This window comes from Lutimonas saemankumensis, assembly GCF_020171465.1.
GTDB classification, from domain to species: Bacteria; Bacteroidota; Bacteroidia; order Flavobacteriales; family Flavobacteriaceae; genus Lutimonas; species Lutimonas saemankumensis.
In genome coordinates this window covers 1,223,804-1,249,807 of record NZ_JAIUZR010000003.1, presented here as the reverse complement: position 1 = coordinate 1,249,807, position 26,004 = coordinate 1,223,804, and the positions used below count along the sequence as shown (strand labels likewise).

Genomic DNA, 26,004 nt, shown 5'->3' with positions numbered 1-26,004 from the left:
CAGGTTAATCTTTAATTTCCTACATATATCACGCTGATTAGCAAGACCATCAAAATAATGACCGTTGGGCCGATCAGACCTGCGAACAATCCTCCCGCCCTGAAATCTTTTTGATCCAGTTTACCGGTACTGAATGCAATCGCATTAGGAGGGGTTGAAATTGGAAGGAACAGAGCAGCTGAAGCACTTAAACCAATGACCAAGGGCAGAATTACCTGGTTTGAAGACACTAGTATAATTGCAATAGGAATTAAAATGGTCGTAGTTGCCGTATTACTCATAAAATTAGAAAGAATTACCGTAAGCAATGAGAATACGATCATCAGCGCATATAGATTCAGGTCGTAATTGCTAAGTAAACTCACATAATATTCAGCCAGTCCGGTTTCCTGGATAGCTAGCCCCAGGGATAAACCACCTGCAACCAACATCAATGTATCCCAAGGTAATTTTCTAACATCATTACCCGATACAATTCCCAGCATGGTCAACAGCATAATTGGCAATAACGAAACTGCGGAGGCGGGAATTCCGTGGATGTTACCGGTAAGCCATAAGGTTAAAGTAAGCAGGAGCACACCTGAGACAATTTTTCGTTTGATATTAAATATTCTTGAACTGGTTTTGGATTCAAGGCTGTCCAGAAAAGACAAGTCAATTTTTGACACTTTAGGAACGTACCTCGTTATCAGAAAGCTCCAGAATAAGAAGACCATAATAATGGCAACCGGGAAACCGATGATCATCCATTCCAAAAACCCGAATTCTATCCCATGATTGTTCATGGCGTCTACAGCAATAGCATTGGGTGGTGATCCGATAATGGTTCCCATGCCACCTAAAGAGGCCGCTGCGGGAATACCGATTAAGAGCGCTTTGGACATCGGAGAATCCTTATCCAGGGTATTTATAAATGGTATCACTGCCGCAATCATCATCGCCGTTGTTGCGGTGTTTGACATGATCATAGAAAAAATGGCCGTAACCAACATAATGCCCAGCAGCACGTTTCTCGGTTTACTTCCAAATTTGGATATAGTCATCTTGAAAAGTGATTTATCAAGACCCACTTTTTGCATGGCTTCGGCCATTACAAATCCACCTAGCATTAACCATATGACACTATTTGACCATGTTTCAACATATTTCGCAACATATTTCGAAGCGTTGTCTGGATCTATTTCAGAATAATATCCACCTAGCGCAAATACCAAAAAACCAAAGATGAGCAGACCTACGGCAAAGGGTGGTACAGCCTCCGTGACCCATAAGCCAATGGATAAAAACAATAGAAACAGCACATAGATCTGTGCCTGATCCAGTTCCGGACTGTTGAGCCAATAGGTGAGTAAAAAAGCAAAAATTATGCTTAAAAGAAAATAAATGATTTTCTGCTGTATATCAACAACATGCTGAAATTTCTTTAAATACCGCATCGAGGCGGTCCTGGAATCGGCCATAATTTCAAAACTTAATTAGGAATACAAAGTTACGTTATCTCTGGTTTCACGGGGCTTTTCCTTGAAAATTTTACGAAAACGTTTTATTTGGAATCTAAAAAGCCTAAGATTTACTTAGGCTTTTTGATCATAATTTGATGATAGATTTTCTACTGAAGAGCTCCAAGATAACGCTCAGAATCCAAAGCGGCCATACAGCCAGTTCCCGCCGCAGTAATTGCCTGTCTGTATTCTTTGTCCTGCACATCACCGGCAGCAAAAACACCTGGAACATTGGTCTTGGTTGATTTCCCTTTAGTTTGAAGGTAACCTACCTCATCCATGTCAATAATTCCCTTGAAAATTTCTGTATTAGGCTTGTGACCAATCGCAACGAATACTCCTGTTACATCCAATTCGGACCTTTCATCAGTAATATTATTGAATATGCGAACACCTTCTACAGTCTGATCTCCAAGAACTTCATCCAGTTCCGTATTGAACATTACCTCAATGTTCTCCGTTTTATTTACCCGATGCTGCATCGCCTTTGAAGCCCGCATATAATCCTTTCTTACCAAAATCGTAACCTTTCTGCAAATATTCGCCAAATAAGTAGCCTCTTCAGCCGCAGTATCTCCGGCCCCAATTACAACCACATCCTGTCCTTTATAGAAGAATCCGTCACAAGTGGCACAGGCAGAAACTCCTCCACCTATCAATCTCTGTTCACTTTCCAATCCAAGATATTTTGCCGTAGCTCCGGTTGAAATGATCACAGTTTCGGCCTCCACTACTTTTGATTCATCTATTGTCACCTTGTGAATTCCTCCAACTTCTTCGCTGAAATCAACTTTGGTCGCCATTCCAAAACGAACATCAGTCCCGAAACGTTCCGCCTGATTCTTGAAATCTTCCATCATGGCAGTTCCATCCGTTCCGTTTGGATAACCCGGGTAATTGTCAACTTCCGTAGTAGTTGTCAGTTGCCCGCCCATCTGCATTCCAGTGTATACAACTGGTTTTAAATCCGCACGAGCCGCATAAATGGCTGCGGCATACCCAGCTGGTCCCGATCCGATTATCAAACATTTGATTCTTTCAATATTGCCCTCCATTTTCTATTCTTTTTTTACATTTTTTCAGCTAACAAAAATATACAAATCAAAACGTTTAAAATACGTTTCACAATCTTTTTTTTCAATACTGCAATAACGATTTTTAATCCATATTTTTGATCTGAATCTATTGACGTAAAAGTACCTTTAAACTAACAAATGTCCGACAAATGATAAATGTATCTGATAAGCAGGAGTTTGAGAAAACTACAGAAGCTAACAGAGGCATACTTTTTTATTTTCGACAGATAGTTGTGTGGTAGGGGAGGCACTTGAGCCAAGGGTCCGCCAATTGCTCAATGAAAAATTTCATAAAATAGCCTTTTGCTTTTGAAGATTGATCTTTTTTTCTTGAATATGTAAGATTTAGTGTTATCTTTGCAGCCTGAAAAAATCGGTAACTTTTCGGGGTGTAGCGTAGCCCGGTTATCGCGCCTGCTTTGGGAGCAGGAGGTCGCAGGTTCGAATCCTGCCACCCCGACAAAAGAAAACCCCTTCAAACTCAGTTTGAAGGGGTTTTTTGTTTTCCTCCGGTGAAAGCCTGCTTTCAAAAAGGAGTGAAAACAAAAAACACCAAAATGCGACAGCATTTTAGCGGGTTTTCTTTTGGCATCGACCCCACTACAGGATCAACGAAGTTAATCCTAAAACGTATTCAACGAAGTTAATTGAAAGCTTGCTTTCAAAAAGGAGTGAAAACAAAAAAAACCAAAATGCGACAGCATTTTAGCGGGTTTTCTTTTGGCATCGACCCCACTACAGGATCAACGAAGTTAATCCTAAAACGTATTCAACGAAGTTGATTGAAAGCCTGCTTTCAAAAAGGAGTGAAAACAAAAAACACCAAAATGCGACAGCATTTATTCTGTTATGATAAGAGGAGTTCCTGATTTATATTCCTTAATGATGGTTTCCTTTCCCGATGCAGGCCAGGTAACCTTAATACTATCGGCTTTCTCATTTTCACCCAGGCCTACGATTATATTGCTGATGTCGGACTGAGATAAATAAGAAGATCCGGTTCTAAGCATACGATTCCGCATTACACCTTTATTCCATAAAGTAATTTTAGCACCAATGGCATTTTGATTAGGACTTTTTCCATTGAGCTTAATGGTGACAGAATTATTTTTTGATTCCGTGTCATTTCGGAACAATTTGGGGCTTCCTCCATTAACGGTCAGCAATATATCAGTATCTCCGTCTTTGTCAATATCGGCCGTTGCAATTCCCCTTCCAACAACAGGATCTTTAAATGATTCACCGACCTGATCACTGATATCCATAAATTTGCCTCCCTCGTTATAGAAGATCTGAGGGCTTTGTTTGAATGTAATGTTCTGTTGAACGACATTAATATCGGGCTCGATATGACCGTTTGCAGTGATTAGCTCTACGTATCCGTCATTGTCGAGATCGGTAAAATGGACCCCGAAGGTCAGTTGCAAAAGAGAGGCACGTGTTAACTGGGCCACACCCGCACGGTCATGGAACAATCCACCAACTGTCTGGGCATAAAGTGACAAAGGTTCTTGAGAGAAGTTCCCAATGGCAATTGCAAGATTCTCATCATTGTAAACATCTGCAATATCAATTCCCATTCCAGCACGAGCCCTTCCTTTTTCATCGTATCCGATACCGGCAGCAATAGCCTGGTCCGTAAATGTTCCGTCTCCATCGTTGATGTATAGAAAATTGGGTTGTGTATCATTGGAAACCGCAATATCGGGCCAGTGATCGTTATTGAAATCGGCAATGGCAACGCCAAGTGATTTTCCTTCCGGGTTCAGCACTCCGGCATTTTCGGTAATGTCTTCAAAGCGAAGTCCTTTGATGTTCCTGTAGAGCCTGCAAGACTCACCTTGATAAATATCGGGGGTAGCGTATGATTTGTTCTTACCGTCCCGGGTTGTGTATATATCTGATTCCGGGGTCCACTTTACATAATTGTCAACAAAAAGGTCCATCCACCCATCACGATCCACATCAACCCAGGCTGCCCCGGTTGACCATGCCGGATTATTTTTTCGATCCGGATCATTTCCCGTCACACCCATTTTTTCGGTAACATCTTGAAAAACACCATTTTCATTCCTCAAAAGTTTATTGGTGCCAACGGCTGTGATATAGATATCGATATCACCATCAGCATCAAAGTCAGCGAAAGCGCAACCCATTCCATAAATCGAAAAATTCAAGCCCGCTTTCGTACTTACATCCATAAATGTTCCGTCCTTATTATTCTCATACAAAGCCGGATATGGGGTCTTTCCGCTTTGTTCATGACCCGGCCAGTAAGCACCGTTTACCAAAAATATATCAGGCCAGCCATCATTGTTGTAGTCCAAAAAACCTCCGCCGCTGCCAATTGTTTCCGGCATCCACTTATTTCCAAAAGCTCCTGTGGTGTGATTAAAATCAATTCCTGATTCCTCAGTAATATCCGTCAAACGGATGGGACTTATCATTTCGGTCGACCTGTCAGCCGTAAAATCCAGGCTTTCCCGGGTAAATTCTAAATTTTGTTTTGGAGCTTCTTTTTTTCCGCATCCCATGAATTGAAGAAGGAACGTTAAAATAAGCAGGTATTTAAATTTCATAAGATATGTTACTGATTATGATTTGCAAGGTTATAATGTCAAAATTTCAACTTGTGGATTCGGATATCCTGGGCCATTAAATTATCTCCCGGGTTTTTCTTTCGGTATTTTTGAGCAACTTCTGATGCTGACTCATCAATGCTGTAATAGGTGAAGGCCTGGTCCATAATAACAGCCTTTCTCAAGTCTCCCAAAGCTCGGTAATTTAATGAAAGATGGTAGTATGCCTCCCGGTCCTCGGGATCTATGTCAAGTACAGTTTTATACATCCGGATGGATTCTTCATATTGCTGATCAAGATAATAGGTGCGTCCAAGCTGTCGTCTGGCAGCCCTGTCGTCCGGAAAAAATTGCAATACATAGTTGTAGGCAGCTATTGCGTCTTGATACAGGCCATCCTCTTGTCTTACGCGTCCCCATACCCATGCAACCTGAGGGTCACCTTTTTTCAATTCTTCACAGACTCTGAGATTTTGGTATGCTTCCTCAATGTTTCCTTCCTGTAAAGCGGTTTTGGCAAGATTCAGGGGGCCATCCAGATTTTCAGGACGCAGCTTAGCGACCATCTCAAAGGCCTGAACTGCTCCCCTTGAATCACCTTCAAGCAATAAACCAATTCCGTAATCATTAAATCTGATCCAGTCGGAGGACGGAATCTTTTTGCGCTCAGTTTTTGAAGCCGAAGAATTATCTTTTATTACCATAAAATCAATCTTGTCGGCAGCGATTTCCGTAATTGGAAGATCAGGTATTTTCTTAAACTGTTTGAATCCTTTTGGATTCGCCTTGTAGGCAAATTCCATGTAGTTACGGTCAAACTTCCTAAAGAGCAACCTAGCTTGCATGATCAATTTTTTATTTTCCAGTTCCTTTGGAATTGTAAAAGTATAATGGGCAATGTCAGCCGTTCCAGGACCTATGACGTTTGTATAAACCGTCGCCCGGATATCCTGAGCATTTCGTTGATGAATGGGTTTGGAGTTTTTATCCACCAAAACAGATTTATAGGTGTGAGCATTTTTATCCAGGTGCCCTTTTTCGTCAATACGACCGCTAATCACCAAGGTTGTACCTTCCTGATCTTTGATACTGAATTCGAGCCAACCCTCATTCGAATCATTTGTTCCTCCCGGAAAAGTGTGTCCTACTCCCTTGTTCCGAACAACAACATCTACCGTCACTTCCTCACCGGACTGCAGCACGAGTTCTTCATATTCCAGTCCCATAAGGGGCTTGGAAGTATTCCCTCTTTTAAGGGCAAAAATATCCACACCGAGCTTATCATTCTTAAGGAAGGTTTCAATCTTTTTCAGGGTAGCTGTATCATTTCTTATAAAAGGCAAAGCCGTGTTCGCAGCAATGAATCTGTGCGATCTTACCATTCCGTTTTTAGCAGCCAGGTCACCAAGTGGAGCACTTTCGGGAGGCATGTGGCAGTCCTGGCATTCTTTTTTGATCGGGGGCAGGTAAAATGTCCTGGAAGCATTAAGTGATACCCCGCTGTCATGCCAGTTATCATATTCATCCTGGCCCCTGAGCCATCGATAGTTATTGACCGATTCCGGCAAACTAACTTTATGACAGGTCAGGCAGTATTCGCTTTTTCTGAAAAATGGCTGCATCATCTGTTCCATGTGCACCTCAGGTTTTGCTTTGATCGCAGCATCGTGAAGGAAGGCACCAAGACTCCCATCCTTGCTTTTTGGAAATAAATAGGGATCTTCCTGTTCATCGGCTATATTATAATTTCCATTACCCGTCTTGTTATGGATCTTATCGATGGAATGACATGCCAGACAGGTAAGGCCGGCCTGGGCTTCAGGTGTATTGCGGTCAATGATGCCGTTCATTTTTCCAGCCAGCATCAGAGAAGGGTCGTGGCAGCCACTACACCATTTACTTTTTGCCCTTCCGATGCCATCGTTGCCAAAATCCTTGTATTGACTTACATGTTTATCAACCCATGCGTTCGGTTCATCAGCGTTATTTCTCAAGTCTGTAACCGTTGCCTCGTAAAAGGGATTGTTAAAGGATGCAAAGCGATGGGCAGAAGATTTCCACTGCTCCACGATATCCTGATGACAGCGCGCACAGGTAGTGGCACCTATTGCCGTGTTCTGCACAAAACCATAACGATCTATTTCGCTTTTTATCTTTAAGGAGTCCCCAAGTTCTCCGCGAGTGATGATTCTTGAAGGTAAATAATCTCCAGAAGTTGTGGTTGTGGCCGAAGGGAAGAAGGGACTTTCGGGAGGCACAAAACCCAGAGGAACATATTCACTGTCAGAATAATCTTGAACATTTCGAGCTTTTGCTCCCGGGCCCTGATGCATTCCTTTTGCCCTGGCTGCTTTCGCTTCTTCCGTCAGAACCGTACTGCTTTTTGTTACTAAATGCCCTATGAGCATGAGCACCAAAAGGGTCCCAAGGGCCCAGCTATATTTTCTAAATGACTTTTTTTCCGGCTTGTTTCCCCTGCTGCTCATTCGATGTACGATATATCCGGTAGGAGCGAGAACTGCACAGATTACATGAATCCACCAGGCCCAGTTATTGTCCCTGCTTGCAGCAGAATTAAGTATAAACAATCCGGTGATCCCCAGCAACAGCCCGACTAACATATATGCAATACCCGATAAGCCACTTTTGGGTTGATACAGCCTCCAAACTCGCGGCAGGTGCATAAATCCAAACAGGAGCATCAAAATAACCAATAGAATTCCTGCTCCCGTATGGGACAAGATCATGGTTTGCAACAAAACAGGGATGCTGGTCTTTGATGATGCAAAAAAAGTCAGGCCAAGGTTCTCTGCCAGCCTGTTGGTCAGTAGGTATAAGGTATTGGCCAGCATGAATACCGATAAACCAATGGCTATCCAAAGTAATATTTTGAGATTCTTAGAAACAATCCAGCGTTTGCGTCGCATTTGAAGATCTTAAAAAAATGAATTAAGATTTATAAAAAAGTGGTTAAATATAAATGAAAATTAGTGATTGAATATGCCAATCGATTTTTTTATCCAAAATATTTAAATATTTCATAAAATTAATTGTAAGAGAAAGATTACCCGTTTATATTTGTCCTCTCCATTTTCGGGATGTAGCGCAGCTCGGTAGCGCGCTCGGCTGGGGGCCGAGAGGGCGCAGGTTCAAATCCTGTCATCCCGACAGAAAAATGCCGGACTCTTGTTCGGCATTTTTTGTTAGATCAACCTGTACCCTTGTTTTCGAATCAGAGAAACGTAAAACAATTTCCTGCAATCTTCTAAGTAAGATTAAATCCCGAATTCATTTTGATTTTATCTTTAATTCGATCAAGTTTTATTAACTTTAATACTGTCGATCTCTATGCCGGAAAAACCACCAAATTCAGGTATGGCAGACTTTTATACTAATAGTTTTAGATATATAATTCTATACGATGATCCCTTTTATCTATCTTATTTTTGGAATATTTGGTCTTTGGATTGGAACGGAATTCACCGTGAGAAATGCAGTTAAACTTGCACGTTATTTTAATATTTCCGAATTATTTATAGGTATTTCTGTATTGGCTTTCGGAACGGATCTTCCTGAACTTGTGGTTGCCATTGACGGAGCCTTTCAAAGCCTGGCCGGAACGGATACCTCTGGTGTGGTTGTGGGTAATGCCATTGGAAGTTCAATAGCTCAGATAAGCATCGTGATAGGATTCATTGCAGTCTTTTATTATGTTTCTTCCGGAGAAGTCCAGTCCCGTCAAATAGCAACGGAACTTATTGGATCTGTCATTTTACTGATGCTTGTGTCCTTTGATAATGTTATCACCTGGAACGACGGAGCTTTACTGCTCATCGCCTTTTTAATGTATATTGTTACTCTCTATCGCAGAGAGAAGAAAACTGAAAGGGCTCAAAGCAACGAAAAAAAGGAAAAGCGCATGACAGTACCCATTATTATTTTGACGGGTGGTCTTATTATTGTTGCTGTAAGCTCTCACCTTACCCTTGAGAATGCCTTGATAATAACTGAAAAATGGGGTATACGTCAATCTTTTGTCGGGGCTGTGATTATCGGACTGGGAACTAGTCTCCCGGAACTGGCAATTTCTTTCAGAGCTTTATCGGCAGGGAAAGCAAGTCTGTCTGTGGGCAATATTGTCGGGAGCAATATTTTTGACCTTTTGGTTCCGTTAGGAATAGGTTCTCTTATATCAGAAATAAGAGTTAGTGATGCTGTGCTATGGTATGATATGTCAGTATTGCTGTTTATCAGTATCATTTTCATTTGGTTTTTAAGGCAAAAAAGAGGACTTCAAAAAAGGGAGGGTATTTTTTTAGTTTGCCTATACCTGGGTTATAGCTCCGTTAAATTTTTCATTAGCTCTTAGATATTCGTCTTACTTGCTTGATCAGTTGAGTCAATAAAAAGGAACCCAACGCAAATAGAAATGTCAGGAAAAACTGTTCTTTGTTCAACTCCATTAATGACAGCGCTTCAGCTATGGGGTCTGTAATATATGCACCCCAGGTAATGAGGAGAGAGAGAAGTATGGCAGCCCAAACGTAAATGTTTTTGGTTACTTCGTTTATAAAAATTGATTCTCGATGATGAGGCATATTGAAGACATTAAACAATTGTGCTAATACCAGGGTATAGAAAGCCATATTGTTAATAATGTTCCAGCTGAGGTTCATCACAAAATAGGAGTATACTACGATGCCCAACACAGAGGCGCTTATCGAAAATCCATAAAACATGGTAGCATACCATTCACGCCTTGTCATAATAGGTTCATTTGGGTTTCTGGGCGGGCGTTTCATGATATCTCCGTGTCCTTTTCCAAGCCCCAGGGCTAAAGCAGGGAAAACATCGGTAACCAGATTCAAAAATAATATTTGAAGCGGAAGCAAAGGGGAGGGAAGATTCAGCAGCGCTGCCATTCCTACAGAAACGATTTCTGCTAAATTACACGACAAGAGGTATACAACAAATTGTCTGATATTTTGAAACACAATTCTACCCTGTCTGATAGCCAGCTCAATCGCCGTAAATTTATCATTTTTTAAAATCACATCGGCTACTTCCCGCGCAGCTTCGGTTCCGCGAATACCCATAGCAATGCCTATATCTGCTTTTTTCAGGGCAGGAACATCATTTATACCGTCACCGATCATTCCAACTATATTTCCTTTTTTTTGATGGAAAGTTATCAAATCAAGTTTCTGCTTTGGCGTAACTCTGGCAAAAATGGATGCATTTAATAGTTTGTATATCAAATTTGAATCTTCCTTAATAATATTGCGTAATTCGTTTCCGTGAAGGGCCTGTATGGAAAATTTGTCTTGAGTCGCAAGCCCCACGTCAGCAGCAATCTTTTCGGCCGTTTTAAGATGATCGCCTGTTACCATAACGACCTTGATCCCTGCTTTTTTATAGATTTCTATGGTTGCCTTAACATCTTCTCTCGCGGGATCCAAAAAGCCTATAATTCCAAGAAAAACAAGATTCTGCGCAAGGTTTTCTTTTTGAGGTATTTTTTCAACTTCATGATAAGCGAATGCTAATGTTCGAAGACCCTTCGAAGCCAATTGATCAACTTTTCTCTTCCAAATTTCCTTGTTTGTAAAATCTCTTTTTTTTCCGTCGATCAAAATGGTATTACAGGCTTCTCTAAGTGCTTCAAATGCACCTTTTACATAAATTTTGAAATGTTGTTGATTTCTGTGGACAGTAGCCATTAGTTTACGTTCGGCATCAAAAGGTAATTCCAGTTCCTTGGGATTGTTTTTTCGAATTCGATGCACCTCATATTCTGCCTTATGTGCAAAATCCAGCAGTGCGACTTCAATGGAATCACCTATGATGTTGCCTTCAATTGACGATGCGTTATTACAGAGGATACTGCCGTTTAAGATTTCCAGAAAGGACTTGTTTTCTCTCAATGAATCCAATTCAAGCTTATCTGTGATGCCGATGTTATCTAATTCCAGATCTTCAAATAAAACAGAATGAACCTTCATTTGATCTTCTGTGAGCGTACCGGTTTTGTCGGTGCAGATAATGTTGGTAGCACCCAAGGTTTCAATGGCCTCCAACTTTTTGATAATAACTTGGCGCTTCGATAATCGCAGCATTCCCTGGGCAAGGGCTATAGTGGCTACAATGGGAAGTCCTTCAGGAATTGCGGCAACAGCCAGGGCCACACCCGTTTCTATCATAAGGATCAAATCCTTGCCTCGAAGATATCCCGCAATGATAATGAGTACGGCGAAGATCAAAGTAAGCCAAATAAGCCACTTACTGAATTGATTCAATTTCTTTTCCAAAGGAGTAATTTCTTTATGGGCCTCAATACCCATTTGTTGAATCTTTCCCAATTGCGTATTGGCCCCTGTCGAGGTTACAACCGCCTTGCCCGAACCTGTTGTTACCATGGTGCCTTTGAATAACATATTGCACTGATTCGTTACAGGTGTATGAAGCGGTAGTATTTCTATTTTCTTTTGTACCGGAGTACTTTCACCCGTCAGTGCAGATTCTTTCAGTGTCAGGTTTTCATGTGAGATTAATCGGGCATCAGCTGTAATCACATCTCCGGCCTGTACCAGTATTATATCTCCCGGAACCAATTCCAATGCCGTTATTTTTCGAATCTTTCCGGAACGCATGGTATAGGTCATAGATTGCCCCAGCTTTCTTAGGGCCTCGAGGGATCGAATGGCCTGAAACTCCATAGAGAAACCGATGGCGACGGAGATAAAAATAACGATAAGGATGGCTGCTCCTTCGAGCCAGTCACCAAACACAAACGCAAGAACCGTTGCGGCGGCCAGAATATAGATGATTGGATTCAGCAGTTGATCAATCAGAATTTGAAATTTGGACTTGGGTTGATCACGGGGTATTTGGTTTGGTCCATAATGGGCAAAATGCCTCTTTACAGTGCTTATGTCGAGACCTCTTGTGAAATCGGTGTGCAACCTTGCAGCAATGTCTTCAATAGTTAAAGCGTATGCATTTTTAATCATGATTTAAAAACAATGATTAAGTTAAGTATGTTTACACCTTGCAGTAAACTTTAAATCAATTCCTTCTGAAGCAAATGTTCCCGTCCGTCATTCAGGACTCTTCACAGAAGGAATTTCCAAACAATCAGAACTTCTGGAAAGTTGATCGTCACGCTTACTGCAAGTTACGATTTTATCTTAGGATTTTCCGGGATTTATGGTCCCTAATTTCAATTTGAATTTACTTCCTTTTGTGAGGCCTGAGAATCAAACCCAGTGGTTTGTCGTAGGTTAAGTAATTTGTAAACCAGTCCAAAAATGCAACGAACTTATTTCTGAATCCAATGAGGGATACGATGTGTACAAACATCCAAAGAAACCAGGCAAATGAACCTTGAAATTTCCAGTTCGGCAGATCAACAACAGCTTTTTTTCGACCTATGGTTGCCATAACCCCTCTGTCTTTGTAAACGAATGGACGAATCGGTTTATGCTTCATCATTCTAAGGATATTTTTTGCCAGTAACTTTCCCTGTTGCTTGGCTACCGGGGCGAGCATAGGAAGTCCTCTCGGATTTTCCTCGGTAATATGAGCGGCTACGTCACCAATGGCAAAAACGCGTTCAGTGTAACTAACCCTGTTAAATGCATCAACTAATATTCTGTTACCTCCGGTAAGTGAATTTTCTGGCAGGCCTTTAATTGGAGCTCCCTTAACTCCCGCAGTCCAGATAAGTGTATCTGTAGGAAAGGAGCTTCCATCTGCAAGGCTCAGTTTATCACCATCATAGTTTGTTACCTTTGAATTCAGAAATACATTGATACCGAGGTTTTGGAGATATTCAAGGGTTTTTTCTGAAGCCTCATCGGACATTGTCTTTAACAATTTTGGAGCAGACTGGTAGAGATTGATGCTTAACTTGGAAATGTCAAGATCTGGAAAATCTTTGGGAATCACATATTTTTTCATTTCCGCCAGTGCACCTGCCAATTCGATTCCGGCCGGACCCCCGCCCACGACTGCAATATTAAGGATTTCTTCAAGGGATTCATCCTTTTGTCGTGTGAGGGATTTTTCCAGGTTTTGAAAAATAAAACTTCTCATATTCAAGGCATCCGGAATTGACTTCAGAGGAAAAAGAATATTTTTAATCGAGTCAAAATCATAAAAGTTACTTGTGCTTCCCGTGGCAATGATCAGGTAATCGTAATAAAAACTGCCCACTGAGGTTTTCAATTTTTTCTTATCCGTATCCACAGATTTCACTTTTGCCATTCTAAATCTGACATTTTTGCGTTGCCTGAGAATTCTTCGAACGGGATATGCAATACTATAGGGCTCTAAACCTCCTGTGGCAATTTGATACATCAGAGGTTGAAAGTTATGGTAGTTGTTCTGATCAATTAGAAGTACTTCGACATTTTCATTTTTTAGAAATTTTGCCAGCGTTATTCCGCCAAAACCAGCTCCTATGATTATGATTCTATTTCTTTTTGCCATTCTATCAAAGATATGGGAAAATTTCCGCTTTTTATTCCCGTATGTTTTGATAAACGAGGTGTTAAAAATCGATATATGCAGTTATACGCCTTCCTGATTATTTTAATCAGGGTTTAATCATTATAAAAATAGCCGTATCTTTTAGGTTGAAAAATTGAACCCAAATTCATGTCGAGTTTTAAAGTTGTTATTGTTGGTGGAGGTCTCGCCGGATTAACTGCTTCCTTACATTTGTCCAAATATGGAATACAATCACTTCTCGTTGAGAAAGAAGAATATCCCAGGCACAAGGTTTGCGGAGAATATATTTCAAATGAGGTTTTGCCCTATTTGATTTCTTTGGGGATGGATCCATTTTCATACGGTGCTAAAAAAATGGAGCATTTTGAACTTTCAGCTGTGACCGGTGATTCCTGTATGTCAGATCTTCCTTTGGGAGGATTTAGTCTCAGTCGCTACACCCTGGATGCAGCCTTGTATGAGATTCTAAAACAAAAGGAAATTATCCTCTTGCATGATACGGTTACGGATATTAAATTTCATGGAGACCTCTTTCGGCTTGAACTTAAGGATAAAGGAACAGTAAAAGCCAAATTTGTGCTTGGAGCTTATGGCAAAAGGTCTTCACTCGATACAAAATTAAAAAGGCGTTTTATGAACTCATCTGCTCCTTATTTGGCAGTTAAGGCCCATTATAAAGGTGATTATCCTGACAATGTGGTGGGACTTCATAATTTTTACGGAGGCTACTGCGGAGTCTCAAAAATTGAAAATGGGGCACTCAATATTTGTTATATAGTCAGTTATGAGGAATTTAAAAAGTACAGAAACATAGAAGAATTTGAAGAAAAGGTATTATTCAAGAATAAATTCCTCAAGAACATTTTGCTTAATGCCCAAATGCTTTTTGATAAGCCGCTGGCCATTAGTCAGATATCCTTTGAATCGAAGTCATTGATCGAGGATCATGTAATCATGTGTGGAGACGCTGCAGGAATGATTCATCCCTTATGTGGGAATGGAATGAGTATGGCCATTTTAAGTGCCAGGATGATTTCAGATCTTCTTGTTGAATATTTTAACGCAAAGTCTATGACCAGAGAACAGTTGGAAAAGAAATACAGGGTTCTTTGGAAGAAGGCTTTTTCTTCCAGATTGAGGACTGGAAGGGTTCTTTCGCGATTGTTTGAATACAAACAATTGTCTTTATTCGTGATAAACTACCTCAAATCCTATCCGGCTGTCATTGAACAGATCATAAAACGAACCCATGGCAAACCCGTTGAAAGCTTATGATTAGTACCAGGTATAGAAGTGAGCAAAGAGAAATCATGGATGATTTTACGATGAGGGGTAAGGACTTAAGAGATAATCTTGACATTTTATCCAGGATTAACTGGTGGCTGGGTGGAAATCATGTATCATTGGATGGTATTGATAAAATCTTAAAGTCAGAAAATCCCAAAGGAAAGGTGAAGATAGTCGATCTGGGGTGTGGAAATGGTGATATGCTCAGAAGGATTGCGAATATGGGATTACAAAAGGGGTATCAATTCGAACTGATCGGTATCGATGCAAATGCCGACACTATAGCTTATGCCGCCGAACTCTCAAATTCTCATAATAATATCAGCTATTTTCAACTTGATATTTTTTCTAAAGAATTCGAAGAGCTTGAGTATGATATTGCGGTATCAACCTTGTTTTTACATCATTTAAAAGATGAAGAAATTATTAGTAAACTAAATTTATTATGCAAAAATGCAAGTTTGGGAGTTGTGATCAATGATCTTCATCGAAACAAACTCGCTTATTTTTTATTCAACATTATCAGTTTTTTTATCAACAATAAGATCATTCGAAACGATGGGCTTATATCGATTTTGAGAGGCTTTAAAAAAGATGAACTGGAACACTTTTCAAAAATGATGGGAATGCGTTTTGAAATTGCCTGGAAATGGGCTTTTCGTTACCAGTGGTTACTATATTCAAAGAATGAAAGTTAGAGTTAAATCGGTAGCAAAGGCGCTGCCAAAATATACAAGAGATACAGGGGAAATACTTCCTTTCCTGGAATTATGGTTACAGGACCAGGAGCCCAGATTTCGAAGGAAAATTAAGAAGATCTTTGAGAATGCCGGCGTGGACCGCAGGTACTCCATTATGGATGCTGATGAGGTTTTTCATAAATCTTCCTTTGAAGAGAAAAATGATATTTATGAAAGAGAATCGGTACTTCTGGCTGAAAATTGTTTAACTGAAGCTTTACAAAAGGCAAATCTTGCTCCTAAAGATGTTGATTTCCTGATAACAGTAAGCTGTACCGGAATTATGATCCCGTCTATTGATGCCTATTTGATCAACCGGCTGGATATGCGCCAGGATGTTGTACGATTACCAGTAACTGAAATGGGTTGTGCTGCTGGGGTCTCGGGCATGATCTATGCCAAGAATTTTTTGCAGGCCAATCCGGATAAATGTGCTGCAGTTGTGGCTGTTGAATCTCCAACTGCAACGTTTCAGCTTGAGGATTTTTCAATGGTTAACATGGTTAGTGCGGCAATTTTTGGAGATGGTGCAGCTGCTGTGATCCTCAGCTCCGAAGAAGATAAAAACGGACCGGCGATCTTAGATGAATCCATGTATCATTTTTTTAATGCTGAAAAAATGATGGGGTTTAAATTGAGAAATACAGGACTGCAAATGGTACTTGATAAGGAAGTTCCTGAAACCATAGCAGCTCATTTCCCAAAAATCGTGCATCCTTTTTTGGAGCAGAATAGTTTGACAATAAACGATATAGATCACCTGGTTTTTCATCCCGGAGGCAAGAAAATTGTTCAAACCGTAGAGAGCCTATTCGCATCTTCGGGAAAGAATATTGACGATACAAAAGAAGTGCTTCGATTGTATGGAAATATGTCAAGCGTAACGGTATTGTATGTTCTTGAACGGTTTCTGGAAAAGGATATTAAACCGGGGGAAAAAGGTTTGATGTTAAGTTTTGGGCCGGGGTTCTCCGCTCAAAGAATATTATTGGAATGGTAAAAGAGTTTAAAAATAATTGGGCCTTAATTTTAGGTGGCTCAAGTGGTTTGGGTCTTGCTACGGCCAAAAAGCTGTCTCGTTATGGCATGAATATATGTATCGTGCATCGAGACCGGAAAAGTGAAATGCCTGAAATAGAAGCTCATTTCGACGAGATCAGGGCAAATCAGGTTTCTCTTATTAGCTTTAATAAGGATTTACTAAAGACGGAAAACAGAGAGGAAATTTTGAAAATTCTTCTTGATAATCTTGGTGATAAAGGTGTTGTTAAATGCTTGGTCCACAGTATTGCAAAAGGTAATTTAAAACCCATGATTGATGTGGATAATGCTGAACTTTCCAAACTTGATCTTGAAATCACGGTAGATGCCATGGCGTTGAGTCTTTATGACTGGTTCAAGGCTGTTTATTCAACCTCTAAAATGGCCAAGGATTTTAGGTTGATAAGTTTTACAAGTGAAGGAGGAAGAAGGCCATTGAAGAATTACGCCGCTGTTTCAGCAGCGAAAGCATCCTTAGAAGCGATCACCCGGAATATTGCAATTGAATTCGCCTCAAAAGGAGTAAGGGCTAACTGCATTCAGGCGGGAGTAACCAATACCAAATCGTTTAGAATGATTCCGGGAAGTGAAAAATTAGTTGCTCATGCTTTAAAGCGAAATCCATTTGGACGTCTTACTCTGGACAAGGATGTTGCCAATGCCGTATATCTTTTATGCAAAGAAGAAGCTGCATGGATCAATGGTTGTATAATTCCCGTGGATGGAGGGGAACATTTAAGCTAGATGATGAACAAGGAAGAAATTATCAATGCATTGCCGTTTACCGAACCATTCTTGTTTGTGGATGAAATCATGACCATAAATGAGAAAGGGGTTCAGGGGAGCTATACCTTCAGGAAGAATAGTTTCTTTTATGCGGGTCATTTTAAGGATAACCCGGTTACCCCCGGAGTCATTTTGACCGAAGTGATGGCCCAGATTGGTGTTGTTTGCATGGGGATTTTTTTATTAGGCAAAAAGGAAGTTGAAATCAGGCCAAAAATTGCGCTGACTTCGAATCAAATTGATTTTTACCTTCCTGTATATCCCGGAGAAAAAGTAATAGTAGAATCAGAAAAAATCTACTTTCGATTTAATAAATTAAAATGTTCTGTACGAATGCTGAATGAAAAGAAAGAACTGGTATGCAGGGGTGAAATTGCAGGAATGATTGTTGGCGAATAATGAAAAAAAGAGTTGTTATTACGGGAATGGGTGTTGTTGCTCCTAATGGAGTTGGGATAGATGATTTCGTACAGGGAATACGAACGGGAAGATCAGGGGTTGAATACTTTCAGGAATTGAAAGAGCTGGGTTTTTCCTGCTGTATTGGCGCGGTTCCGAAGCTTTCTGAAGATTTGATAAGCCGGTACCTTACGGATTTGCAACGAAAGAATTTCAACAGTTCGGGAATACTTTACGGATGCATTGCCGGTATGGATGCCTGGACTGATGCAGGATTGGCGATTGATCAGAATTCAGAGGAGGATTATGACACGGGAATTATTTTTGGTACGGGTCAGTCAGGAGTCGATAAGTTTCGTGAAGCCATTTATAAACTTGATGACAAAAAAGTGCGGCGATTGGGAAGCACGACAGTTGCACAAACCATGGCGAGCGGAATCAGTGCATATCTGGGAGGAATTTTAGGCTGTGGAAATCAGGTAACGACAAATTCATCGGCTTGCACTACGGGAACCGAGTCTATATTGATGGGTGTGGATAGGATAAGGTCAGGCAGGGCCAGGAGGATGCTGGTAGGAAGTTGCAGTGACCACGGTCCTTATATCTGGGGTGGCTTCGATGCCATGCGTGTGATGACCTATAAACACAATGATACGCCTGAAAAGGGTTCGAGGCCAATGAGTGCTTCAGCGGCTGGCTTTGTTCCTGGGTCGGGGGCAGGTGCCATGATTTTGGAGGATTTGGAATGGGCTTTGGACAGAGGAGCAAAAATATATGCTGAGATTCTAGGGGGGCATATTAACTCGGGAGGTCAGCGTCAGGGAGGCACAATGACTGCACCTAATGCCACAGCGGTTAAAAAGTGTATTCGTGAAGCCGTTAAAGAGGCGGGTATCGATCCAAACTCCATCGACGCTATTAACGGGCATCTAACGGCGACGACAAAAGATGTGCTCGAAATTTACAACTGGAAAGAGGCCCTGGGTTATTCCTCAAAAAATTTCCCTTACATAAACTCCCTAAAAAGTATGACAGGCCATTGCCTCGCTGCCGCAGGGAGTATAGAGTGCATTGCTTCTGTTCTTCAAATTTATCATGGATTTCTCTTTCCGTCAATTAACAGCGAGGATCTGCATCCTGATATTATTGAGCTCATTAACCCGTCCTCGGTTTCCGGCAAGATCAAGGCGCAGGATGTCAGGACCGTAATCAAAGCAAGTTTTGGGTTCGGAGACGTAAATGCTTGTATCATTTTTAGAAAACTAAAAAATTAACATATGAAAAAAGAAGAATTGATCATTCAGCTGAAGGAAATTGTGAAGCCCTACATTCAGGATCAGCAAGCCTTTGATAACCTAAATGAAAAAACGGATTTTATCAATGATCTTAAGATAAATTCCGCAAACCTTGTGGATATAGTTCTTGATGTAGAAGATGCCTTTGATATTGAAATTGATAACGAATCCATGGAGCAAATGCTTTCGGTTGAAAAAGCGATGGAGATCATAGAAAGTAAAATGAAGTAATTAAATGAAGTAATCAATAGATGGTTGGAACTGACATCGTTGATCTTAAAGAAGCCAGAGTAAAGTCTGACTGGAGGCGGAATGGATATCTTGAAAAACTCTTTTCGAAAAACGAGATTCAATTTATCGAAAGTGAGAAGGATCAGGAAATGGCGATATGGAGGTTGTGGTCAATGAAAGAAAGCGCCTACAAAGCCGATTTTCATCTTACGCGTTTACGAAGTTTTAATCCTTTCAAATTTGAATGTGAAGTGATTAACTCTGAATCTGGCCTGATTCAAATTGACTCAAGGATATATCATACAAGAAGTATTTTAACGAAAGAGTATGTCTTGACATGGACAATAAATAAAAAGGATGCCTGGTGTAAACCTGTTAGAACCGGATTATATAATTGGAAAATTGTCTCGAAGCTTCTTTATTCCAAACTAAAAGATGAACTCGCCAAAAAATTAGAAATGGACCCTTCAGATATTGATATCCTAAAAAATGAAGGTGTTCCTGAAGTTTTTTTGAGAGGTCACAAGGCCGATATTTTTTGCTCTGTAAGTCATCATGGACGATTTGGAAGTTTTCTTTGCACTGTTTAAACCGTAGCCCTGATATTTATATTCTAACTTCCTATAGTCGGCCTCAATTCCAAAATACATATCCTTACTTAATTGAAAATCAATTCTGGTTATTTTTTACTAACTTTAAAGGAAGAGTGTTTTAGCCTTACCTTAAAGTTGAGTTTAAATTTTTCAGAATATGATCAGCAGACGTAATTTCATTAGGCAATCTGGTTTGGTTGCAGCCTCAAGTGTTTTCCCTATTCCTGAATTTTTAAAATCCGGACCTTCCCGAAAGCTGGGAGTTGCATTGGTAGGACTTGGATACTACAGCAGGGATCTTCTTGCCCCTGCTTTACAACTGACTAAATATTGTGAATTAAGAGGCATCGTTACGGGAACTCCTTCAAAAATTCCTGTATGGCAGGCAAAGTACGGAATTGCTGACAGGAATGTTTATAATTATGAAAACATGTATCAAATGGTTAACAATGACGATATTGATATAGTTTACATTGTTTTGCCCAATGCAATGCATAAAAAATATACAATCATTGGAGCTGAAGCCGGAAAACATGTATGGTGTGAAAAACCAATGGCAACCACAGCAAAGGATTGCAAAGCTATGATCGATTCATGCAGGAAGAATAAAGTGCAGCTCACAATAGGCTATCGAATGCAGCATGAACCCGTAACTCAGGAAATCATTCGAATGGCGGGATCAAGACCTTTTGGACGAATAGAGAAATTGAAGGCTGAAGCTGGTTTTTATAACCGGGGAGGCGATGGAAGCCATTGGAAACTTCATCCTGAATTAGGAGGAGGCGCCATGTTTGATATGGGAGTATATCCTCTTAATGCTGTCCGATATGCAACCCAAATGGAACCCATAAGTGTATCCGCTCGAATTGAGAATTCCAGGCCTGAACTTTTCAAAGTAGATGAGACTACGTTTTTTGAACTTGAGTTTCCTAATGGAGTTATGGCTAAATGCAAGACTTCCTTTGCAGAGAATATAAATCATTTAAAAATAGATTGTTCTTCTGGATGGTACGAATTAAGGCCGTTTCAATCCTACAGTGGAGTTCAGGGGAGAACAAGTTCAGGCAGTACGTTTTTACCCTTTTCAGGAAACCAGCAAGCTAAACAAATGGATGACGATGCAATTGCCATTATAGAAAATCAAGACCCCGTAGTACCTGGGGAAGAAGGATTGAGAGATATTCAAATTGTGGAATCAATATTTAAATCAGCACAAAGCGGCGGGGCGCGAATTTTATTGAGTTAAGATCAAGGCGATTTTTGGATGATTATGTTAGGTTAATAGGGGGATGTTGTCAGCACGTAAGAAGAAAATTCAGCCTGGATTCAATGAGTTAAAATAAAATGATTGAAATCATTTTATTTATTGATTCCCTTAACTAACTTTGGTAGAATGGCTAAGTATATCTTATGAATTATGAGATGCACATACCAAAAAGTATCAGGTCTTTTCTGATAGAAGTAGGAGATCTGTCCTATTTTGCGGGACGTTTTTTCAGAGAAGTTTTTTCCAGGCCTTTTGAACTGAGAGAACTGATGCATCAGTGCTATAAAATGGGTAATAAATCGCTTACTCTTGTGGGGGTCACTGGATTTATTCTCGGGCTTGTGATGACCTTGCAAACCCGTCCGACACTGATGGAATTTGGGGCTGAATCATGGATGCCCTCTATGGTCAGTATCTCAATTGTAAGAGAAATTGGACCTGTTATTATTTCCTTGATTTGCGCGGGACGAATTAGTTCGGGGATAGGGGCGGAATTGGGTTCAATGCGGGTTACGGAACAAATAGATGCCATGGAGGTATCCGGGACCAATCCTTTTAAATACCTGGTAGTTACACGCATTCTGGCAGCTACATTGATGATTCCCCTGTTAATAATCTATGGGGATGCCATCGCGTTGATTGGCTCAGCACTGGTTGAGAATCTAAAGGGAGATGTTTCATTTCAACTGTTTTTTAATAATGTATTTGATGCCCTGGAATATTCGGATATCAACCCGGCAATCATCAAGTCATTCTTCTTTGGTTTTGCCATTGGCCTCGTTGGATGTTACAAAGGCTATTATTGTGAGCGGGGTACAGTAGGAGTTGGTGAGGCGTCCAATTCAGCAGTGGTATATACTTCGATGCTTTTATTCATTATTGACTTTATTGCTGTTTTTGTAACTGATATTTTTTATAACTGATCGAAATGGATACGGATAAGGACATAAAGAATATTCTGGAGATAAAGAATCTTGTAAAGCACTTTGGTGACAATGAAGTTCTTAATGGTTTCAATATGCGTTTGTATAAAGGTGAAAACCTGGTGATTATGGGGAAATCAGGATCAGGAAAATCGGTGATGATAAAATGTTTGATGGGCTTAATGCAACCGGATTCGGGCCATATAGAGATTATGGGTAATGATGTACTTGAACTGGAACAGGCCGAATTGGATGCCCTAAGAAAAAAGATTGGATTCCTTTTTCAGGGGAGTGCCCTATACGATTCCATGACCGTCAAGGATAATCTCGAATTTCCTTTGAGAAAGCAACACATTAGTCAGGAACAAAAAGATAAGCTTGTCCATCAGGCCCTGGAAAGCGTGGGCCTGCTTGAAACCCTTGCATTAATGCCAAACGAACTTTCGGGAGGAATGAAAAGACGAGTGGCGCTTGCACGAGCAATCATATTACATCCTAAAATTATTATATACGATGAACCCACTACCGGACTTGACCCGATAACGGCTAAAGAAATCATTCAATTGATGAGGGACATACAGGAAATTTATGGATCATCGGCCTTGATCATTACACATGATGTGGATTGTTCCAGAGTTATTGCAGATAGAATGATTTTGTTGATCGATGGAATTAATTATGCTGAGGGAACCTTTAAGGAATTGTCTTCTTCGGAAGATCCCAGAATACAGGCCTTTTTTAAATAAACGTTTATGAAAGTTACAAACACAGAAAAAACTAAACTTGGAATTTTCGTAATTCTGATTGGAGCCATATTGATTATTGCACTTTACTTCATAGGCAAAAAGCAAAATTTATTTGGTAATACTTTTAAAATAACCGCAGTTTTCAGTAACGTGAATGGATTGAAATTAGGCAATAACGTGCGTTTTTCAGGTATCAATGTTGGAACCGTTAAAAATATAATGATGGTGGACGACTCTACAATTTGTGTTGATATGGTCATCGACGAGGAAATCAGAAGGCACATGAAACAAAGCGCCGTAGCTGTTGTGGGCTCTGATGGATTGGTGGGAAGTATGGTTGTTAATATTTTTCCTGGAGGCTCTCGTGGTGACATGCTTCAGGAAGGTGATACAATTCAATCGCTCAAAAGAAAATCTTCTGCCGATATGATGTCTACCTTAAGTGTAACAAACGATAATGCCGCTGAACTTTCAAAGGAACTCCTGAAAATAACAAAGAGTATAAACGAAGGAGATGGAACATTGTCCCTTCTTCTAAACGATAAGGAAATGGGTGATGATTTAAAGCAAACATTTCAGAACCTGAATCAGGCCAGTGTTGAAGCTTCAAAGGCCATAAACGAAGTAAAAGACTTTGTAAATGTGGTCAATAACGAGGACAACCTGATTAACGTATTGGTTAGAGATTCAGTGTCAGCCAGGCAATTTCGAAATATTATCAGCAATCTTGAGAAATCGAGTGAAGATATAGATCTGGTGATTAGAAATTTAAACGATTTTATTGTTGAAATTAAGGATAGTCAAGGAACATTGAATTATATAGTATCGGATACAGTTTTGGTTCAGGATATAGGAGAAACGGTGAAGAACATAAAGAAAGGAAGCGAAATGCTTAATGAAAACCTGGAGGCATTAAGACACAATACTTTTTTTAAAGGATACTTTAGAAAGCAGGAGAAAGAAAGGTTAAAAGAAGAAAAAAGGCAGAATAAACTTAAGGAATGATTACGAATTTGAGTTGAAAATTGATGAATGAAAAAAAGAATACTCTTGGATTAGTATTGTCTGGTGGAGGAGTGAGAGGAATTGCGCATATAGGGGTGATCAAAGCCTTATTGGAGCATAACATTAATCCTGATATTGTTTCAGGATCTTCCGCTGGGGCAGTTGTTGGGGCTTTATTTTGTAACGGCTATGATCCTGATGAAATGCTTGATTTTTTTAAGAAAACCCCTTTGTTTCACCTCAATCGATTTGCTTTTTCAAAACCCGGTTTTATTGATACGGATAAATTTTACAATGATTTTTTGAAATACCTGGATCACGATAGTTTCTCCTTTCTTAGAAAAAAACTTTTTGTGTCTGCCGTTAATATGTGCAATGGTCGTCTCAGGGTATTTGAAGAGGGGCAGTTGATAAGGCCCCTATTGGCCTCATCCGCGTTTCCGGGTCTATTCTCACCGGTCAATATTGAGAACGAACTATATGGAGATGGTGGAATTCTTGATAATTTTCCAATCGCACCGATTAAGTCATCCTGTAACCTGATGATTGGTTCATATACCAGTCCTTTGGGAGAAATAGAACCTGAGGAACTCAAGTATTCGGTGAATGTTCTTGAGCGCGCTATAAGAATTAATTATTCAAAGCGATCCCATGCTAAATTTAAGCATTGTAAACTGATGATCGCACCTTTAAAGCTCGTAAAGTACGGATTGCTTGATGTGGGGAAAATAGATGAAATATTTCAAATTGGTTATGAAAGTACTTATGATGAATTATCTAAATTAAAGGACCTCAGTTTCTTTCAGGTTTGAGTTTTGACATCAATACACGTTATCTCAGGCCTCATACCTAATCTTCCCGGAAATCCCAACCAGCCTAAACCCCTGTTGACATTCAGGTATTGATCTCCTTCCTGGTGCAAACCTGCCCAGTGTTTATACTTGAATTTGATCGGGCTCCATTGCTTATTTTTCAACCTGACGCCGGCTTGCATACCATGTGTGTGTCCAGAGAGAGTGAGATAAATGTTGGTATAAGATACAACTTCCTCAGGCCAATGCGTAGGGTCATGGCTTAGTAAGATTTTAAACGGAATTGATTTCACATTCTCTAATGATTTTTCCAGGTCTCCATATTGTTTGAAAGGAGGTACTCCCCAATTCTCAACGCCCAGAATGGCAATCTCATCCGCTTCATTTTTAATGACAAAAGACTCGTTCATCAGAAGGTTAAACCCTATTTTTTTATAAAAATATTTGATCGATTCGAAGTTACTCTTTTTCAATTCCGGTGTCTCCCAGGAGCTGTAATCTCCATAATCATGGTTTCCCAGAACCGCAAATTTCCCTTTTTTTGCTTCTAATTTATCCAGAACTTCACTCCATCCTTTTAATTCCCAGGCAAAATTATTGACCAGGTCACCGGTAAAAACGATTAGATCCGGCTTAAGATGATTTATGATCTTAACCGCCCTCTCCAGAATATGATATCTGAAATTAAAACTTCCAAGATGAAGGTCAGAGATCTGAACAACACGAAGCCCCTCAAAATTTAGGGGTAAAAGTTTAGTTTTTAAGTGAAGATGATGAACCTTGAAGCGATAGAGGGCCTTGAAAATGGCATAGATGATGACAAAAAATGGCAAAAACCCGGCGAGTAAGCCGATTACCGGAATAACCATCAGTGACTCCCTTTCCGAAAGCATATAATTTGAAAAATATAAGAAGGAAATTATGATCACAAAAATTATTTTGGGAATAAAGGACGATACAGTCAATCCGTATAAAGAGGTGATCAAAAGGTGCTTTCTTTGGGGATGAATATTGTCAAGCCTTATTTTCAAAATTACGATTGCCGTAATCAGACCAATGGTAAAAAACCAAAAAGCAATATGGATGCTGAGCCTTAGATTGGGCAAATTGATCAACTGGGTTATGGATTGAAGCCAATAAAAGGCCAGAATATCAATCACCAGTATTGACAGGCAGAGCAGGAATATGGTAAAGTTTGAAAATGACCTCAT

At 40.1% G+C, this 26,004-nt stretch carries 21 protein-coding genes and 2 tRNA genes; 16 read left to right on the top strand and 7 right to left on the bottom strand.

The window, feature by feature from the left end:
- Positions 1-11 precede the first annotated feature (11 nt).
- Entirely contained in the window at positions 12-1,460 is a 1,449-nt protein-coding gene (locus LCM02_RS07080) for an SLC13 family permease (protein WP_224927620.1), read from the bottom strand.
- 149 nt (positions 1,461-1,609) lie between these two features.
- The gene (trxB, locus tag LCM02_RS07075) at positions 1,610-2,557 is read right to left on the bottom strand and encodes a thioredoxin-disulfide reductase (RefSeq protein WP_224927619.1); all 948 of its coding nucleotides are present in this window, start codon (positions 2,555-2,557) and stop codon (positions 1,610-1,612) included.
- Between the two features lie 406 nt (positions 2,558-2,963).
- Between trxB and LCM02_RS07070 the strand changes: the two genes are divergently transcribed.
- Positions 2,964-3,038: transfer RNA gene (locus LCM02_RS07070), tRNA-Pro, on the top strand.
- A 379-nt stretch (positions 3,039-3,417) separates the two neighbouring features.
- Here the strand turns inward: LCM02_RS07070 and LCM02_RS07065 are convergent.
- Complete coding sequence (locus LCM02_RS07065; protein WP_224927618.1) at positions 3,418-5,157, bottom strand: CRTAC1 family protein; 1,740 nt, start codon at positions 5,155-5,157, stop codon at positions 3,418-3,420.
- Between the two features lie 38 nt (positions 5,158-5,195).
- Entirely contained in the window at positions 5,196-8,084 is a 2,889-nt protein-coding gene (locus LCM02_RS07060; RefSeq protein WP_224927617.1) for a tetratricopeptide repeat protein, read from the bottom strand.
- A gap of 167 nt (positions 8,085-8,251) precedes the next feature.
- Between LCM02_RS07060 and LCM02_RS07055 the strand changes: the two genes are divergently transcribed.
- Positions 8,252-8,325, top strand: a tRNA-Pro gene (locus LCM02_RS07055).
- 253 nt (positions 8,326-8,578) lie between these two features.
- The gene (locus LCM02_RS07050; RefSeq protein WP_224927616.1) at positions 8,579-9,526 is read left to right on the top strand and encodes a calcium/sodium antiporter; all 948 of its coding nucleotides are present in this window, start codon (positions 8,579-8,581) and stop codon (positions 9,524-9,526) included.
- Here the strand turns inward: LCM02_RS07050 and LCM02_RS07045 are convergent.
- Both LCM02_RS07045 and LCM02_RS07040 read right to left on the bottom strand, forming a co-directional pair.
- The gene (locus LCM02_RS07045; protein WP_224927615.1) at positions 9,516-12,167 is read right to left on the bottom strand and encodes a cation-translocating P-type ATPase; all 2,652 of its coding nucleotides are present in this window, start codon (positions 12,165-12,167) and stop codon (positions 9,516-9,518) included. The genes LCM02_RS07050 and LCM02_RS07045 overlap by 11 nt on opposite strands.
- A gap of 220 nt (positions 12,168-12,387) precedes the next feature.
- Complete coding sequence (locus LCM02_RS07040) at positions 12,388-13,647, bottom strand: NAD(P)/FAD-dependent oxidoreductase (protein WP_224927614.1); 1,260 nt, start codon at positions 13,645-13,647, stop codon at positions 12,388-12,390.
- A gap of 168 nt (positions 13,648-13,815) precedes the next feature.
- Between LCM02_RS07040 and LCM02_RS07035 the strand changes: the two genes are divergently transcribed.
- The 13 genes from LCM02_RS07035 to LCM02_RS06975 all read left to right on the top strand — a co-directional run bounded on the left by LCM02_RS07035 (position 13,816) and on the right by LCM02_RS06975 (position 24,793).
- Entirely contained in the window at positions 13,816-14,943 is a 1,128-nt protein-coding gene (locus LCM02_RS07035; protein WP_224927613.1) for an NAD(P)/FAD-dependent oxidoreductase, read from the top strand.
- Positions 14,940-15,653 (top strand): methyltransferase domain-containing protein, encoded by a 714-nt coding sequence (locus LCM02_RS07030; protein WP_224927612.1) that lies wholly within the window; start codon positions 14,940-14,942, stop codon positions 15,651-15,653. The genes LCM02_RS07035 and LCM02_RS07030 overlap by 4 nt, the downstream gene beginning before the upstream one ends.
- A complete protein-coding gene (locus tag LCM02_RS07025) occupies positions 15,643-16,695 on the top strand; it encodes a type III polyketide synthase (protein ID WP_224927611.1) in 1,053 nt (350 codons plus the stop codon). The genes LCM02_RS07030 and LCM02_RS07025 overlap by 11 nt, the downstream gene beginning before the upstream one ends.
- On the top strand, positions 16,689-17,480 hold the full coding sequence (locus tag LCM02_RS07020; RefSeq protein WP_224927610.1) for an SDR family oxidoreductase: 792 nt from the start codon (positions 16,689-16,691) through the stop codon (positions 17,478-17,480). Before LCM02_RS07025 ends, LCM02_RS07020 begins: the two co-directional genes overlap by 7 nt.
- A gap of 3 nt (positions 17,481-17,483) precedes the next feature.
- The gene (locus tag LCM02_RS07015) at positions 17,484-17,921 is read left to right on the top strand and encodes a 3-hydroxyacyl-ACP dehydratase FabZ family protein (RefSeq protein ID WP_224927795.1); all 438 of its coding nucleotides are present in this window, start codon (positions 17,484-17,486) and stop codon (positions 17,919-17,921) included.
- Positions 17,921-19,195, top strand: coding sequence for a beta-ketoacyl-[acyl-carrier-protein] synthase family protein (locus tag LCM02_RS07010; protein WP_224927609.1), 1,275 nt, complete (start codon positions 17,921-17,923; stop codon positions 19,193-19,195). Before LCM02_RS07015 ends, LCM02_RS07010 begins: the two co-directional genes overlap by 1 nt.
- Positions 19,196-19,198: 3 nt before the next feature.
- Positions 19,199-19,447, top strand: a complete 249-nt coding sequence (locus LCM02_RS07005) for an acyl carrier protein (RefSeq protein WP_224927608.1) — start codon at positions 19,199-19,201, stop codon at positions 19,445-19,447.
- 20 nt (positions 19,448-19,467) lie between these two features.
- Complete coding sequence (locus tag LCM02_RS07000) at positions 19,468-20,037, top strand: 4'-phosphopantetheinyl transferase family protein (protein ID WP_224927607.1); 570 nt, start codon at positions 19,468-19,470, stop codon at positions 20,035-20,037.
- 160 nt (positions 20,038-20,197) lie between these two features.
- Entirely contained in the window at positions 20,198-21,286 is a 1,089-nt protein-coding gene (locus tag LCM02_RS06995; RefSeq protein WP_224927606.1) for a Gfo/Idh/MocA family protein, read from the top strand.
- 164 nt (positions 21,287-21,450) lie between these two features.
- Positions 21,451-22,230, top strand: coding sequence for an MlaE family ABC transporter permease (locus tag LCM02_RS06990; protein WP_224927605.1), 780 nt, complete (start codon positions 21,451-21,453; stop codon positions 22,228-22,230).
- Between the two features lie 5 nt (positions 22,231-22,235).
- Positions 22,236-22,976 (top strand): ABC transporter ATP-binding protein, encoded by a 741-nt coding sequence (locus tag LCM02_RS06985; RefSeq protein WP_224927604.1) that lies wholly within the window; start codon positions 22,236-22,238, stop codon positions 22,974-22,976.
- A gap of 6 nt (positions 22,977-22,982) precedes the next feature.
- Positions 22,983-23,981: an MlaD family protein gene (locus tag LCM02_RS06980; protein WP_224927603.1), complete on the top strand. Its 999-nt coding sequence runs from the start codon at positions 22,983-22,985 to the stop codon at positions 23,979-23,981.
- 23 nt (positions 23,982-24,004) lie between these two features.
- Positions 24,005-24,793 (top strand): patatin-like phospholipase family protein, encoded by a 789-nt coding sequence (locus LCM02_RS06975; RefSeq protein ID WP_224927602.1) that lies wholly within the window; start codon positions 24,005-24,007, stop codon positions 24,791-24,793.
- On the opposite strand, the gene LCM02_RS06970 is transcribed toward LCM02_RS06975, so the two are convergent.
- Positions 24,784-26,004 (bottom strand): metallophosphoesterase, encoded by a 1,221-nt coding sequence (locus tag LCM02_RS06970; RefSeq protein ID WP_224927601.1) that lies wholly within the window; start codon positions 26,002-26,004, stop codon positions 24,784-24,786. The genes LCM02_RS06975 and LCM02_RS06970 overlap by 10 nt on opposite strands.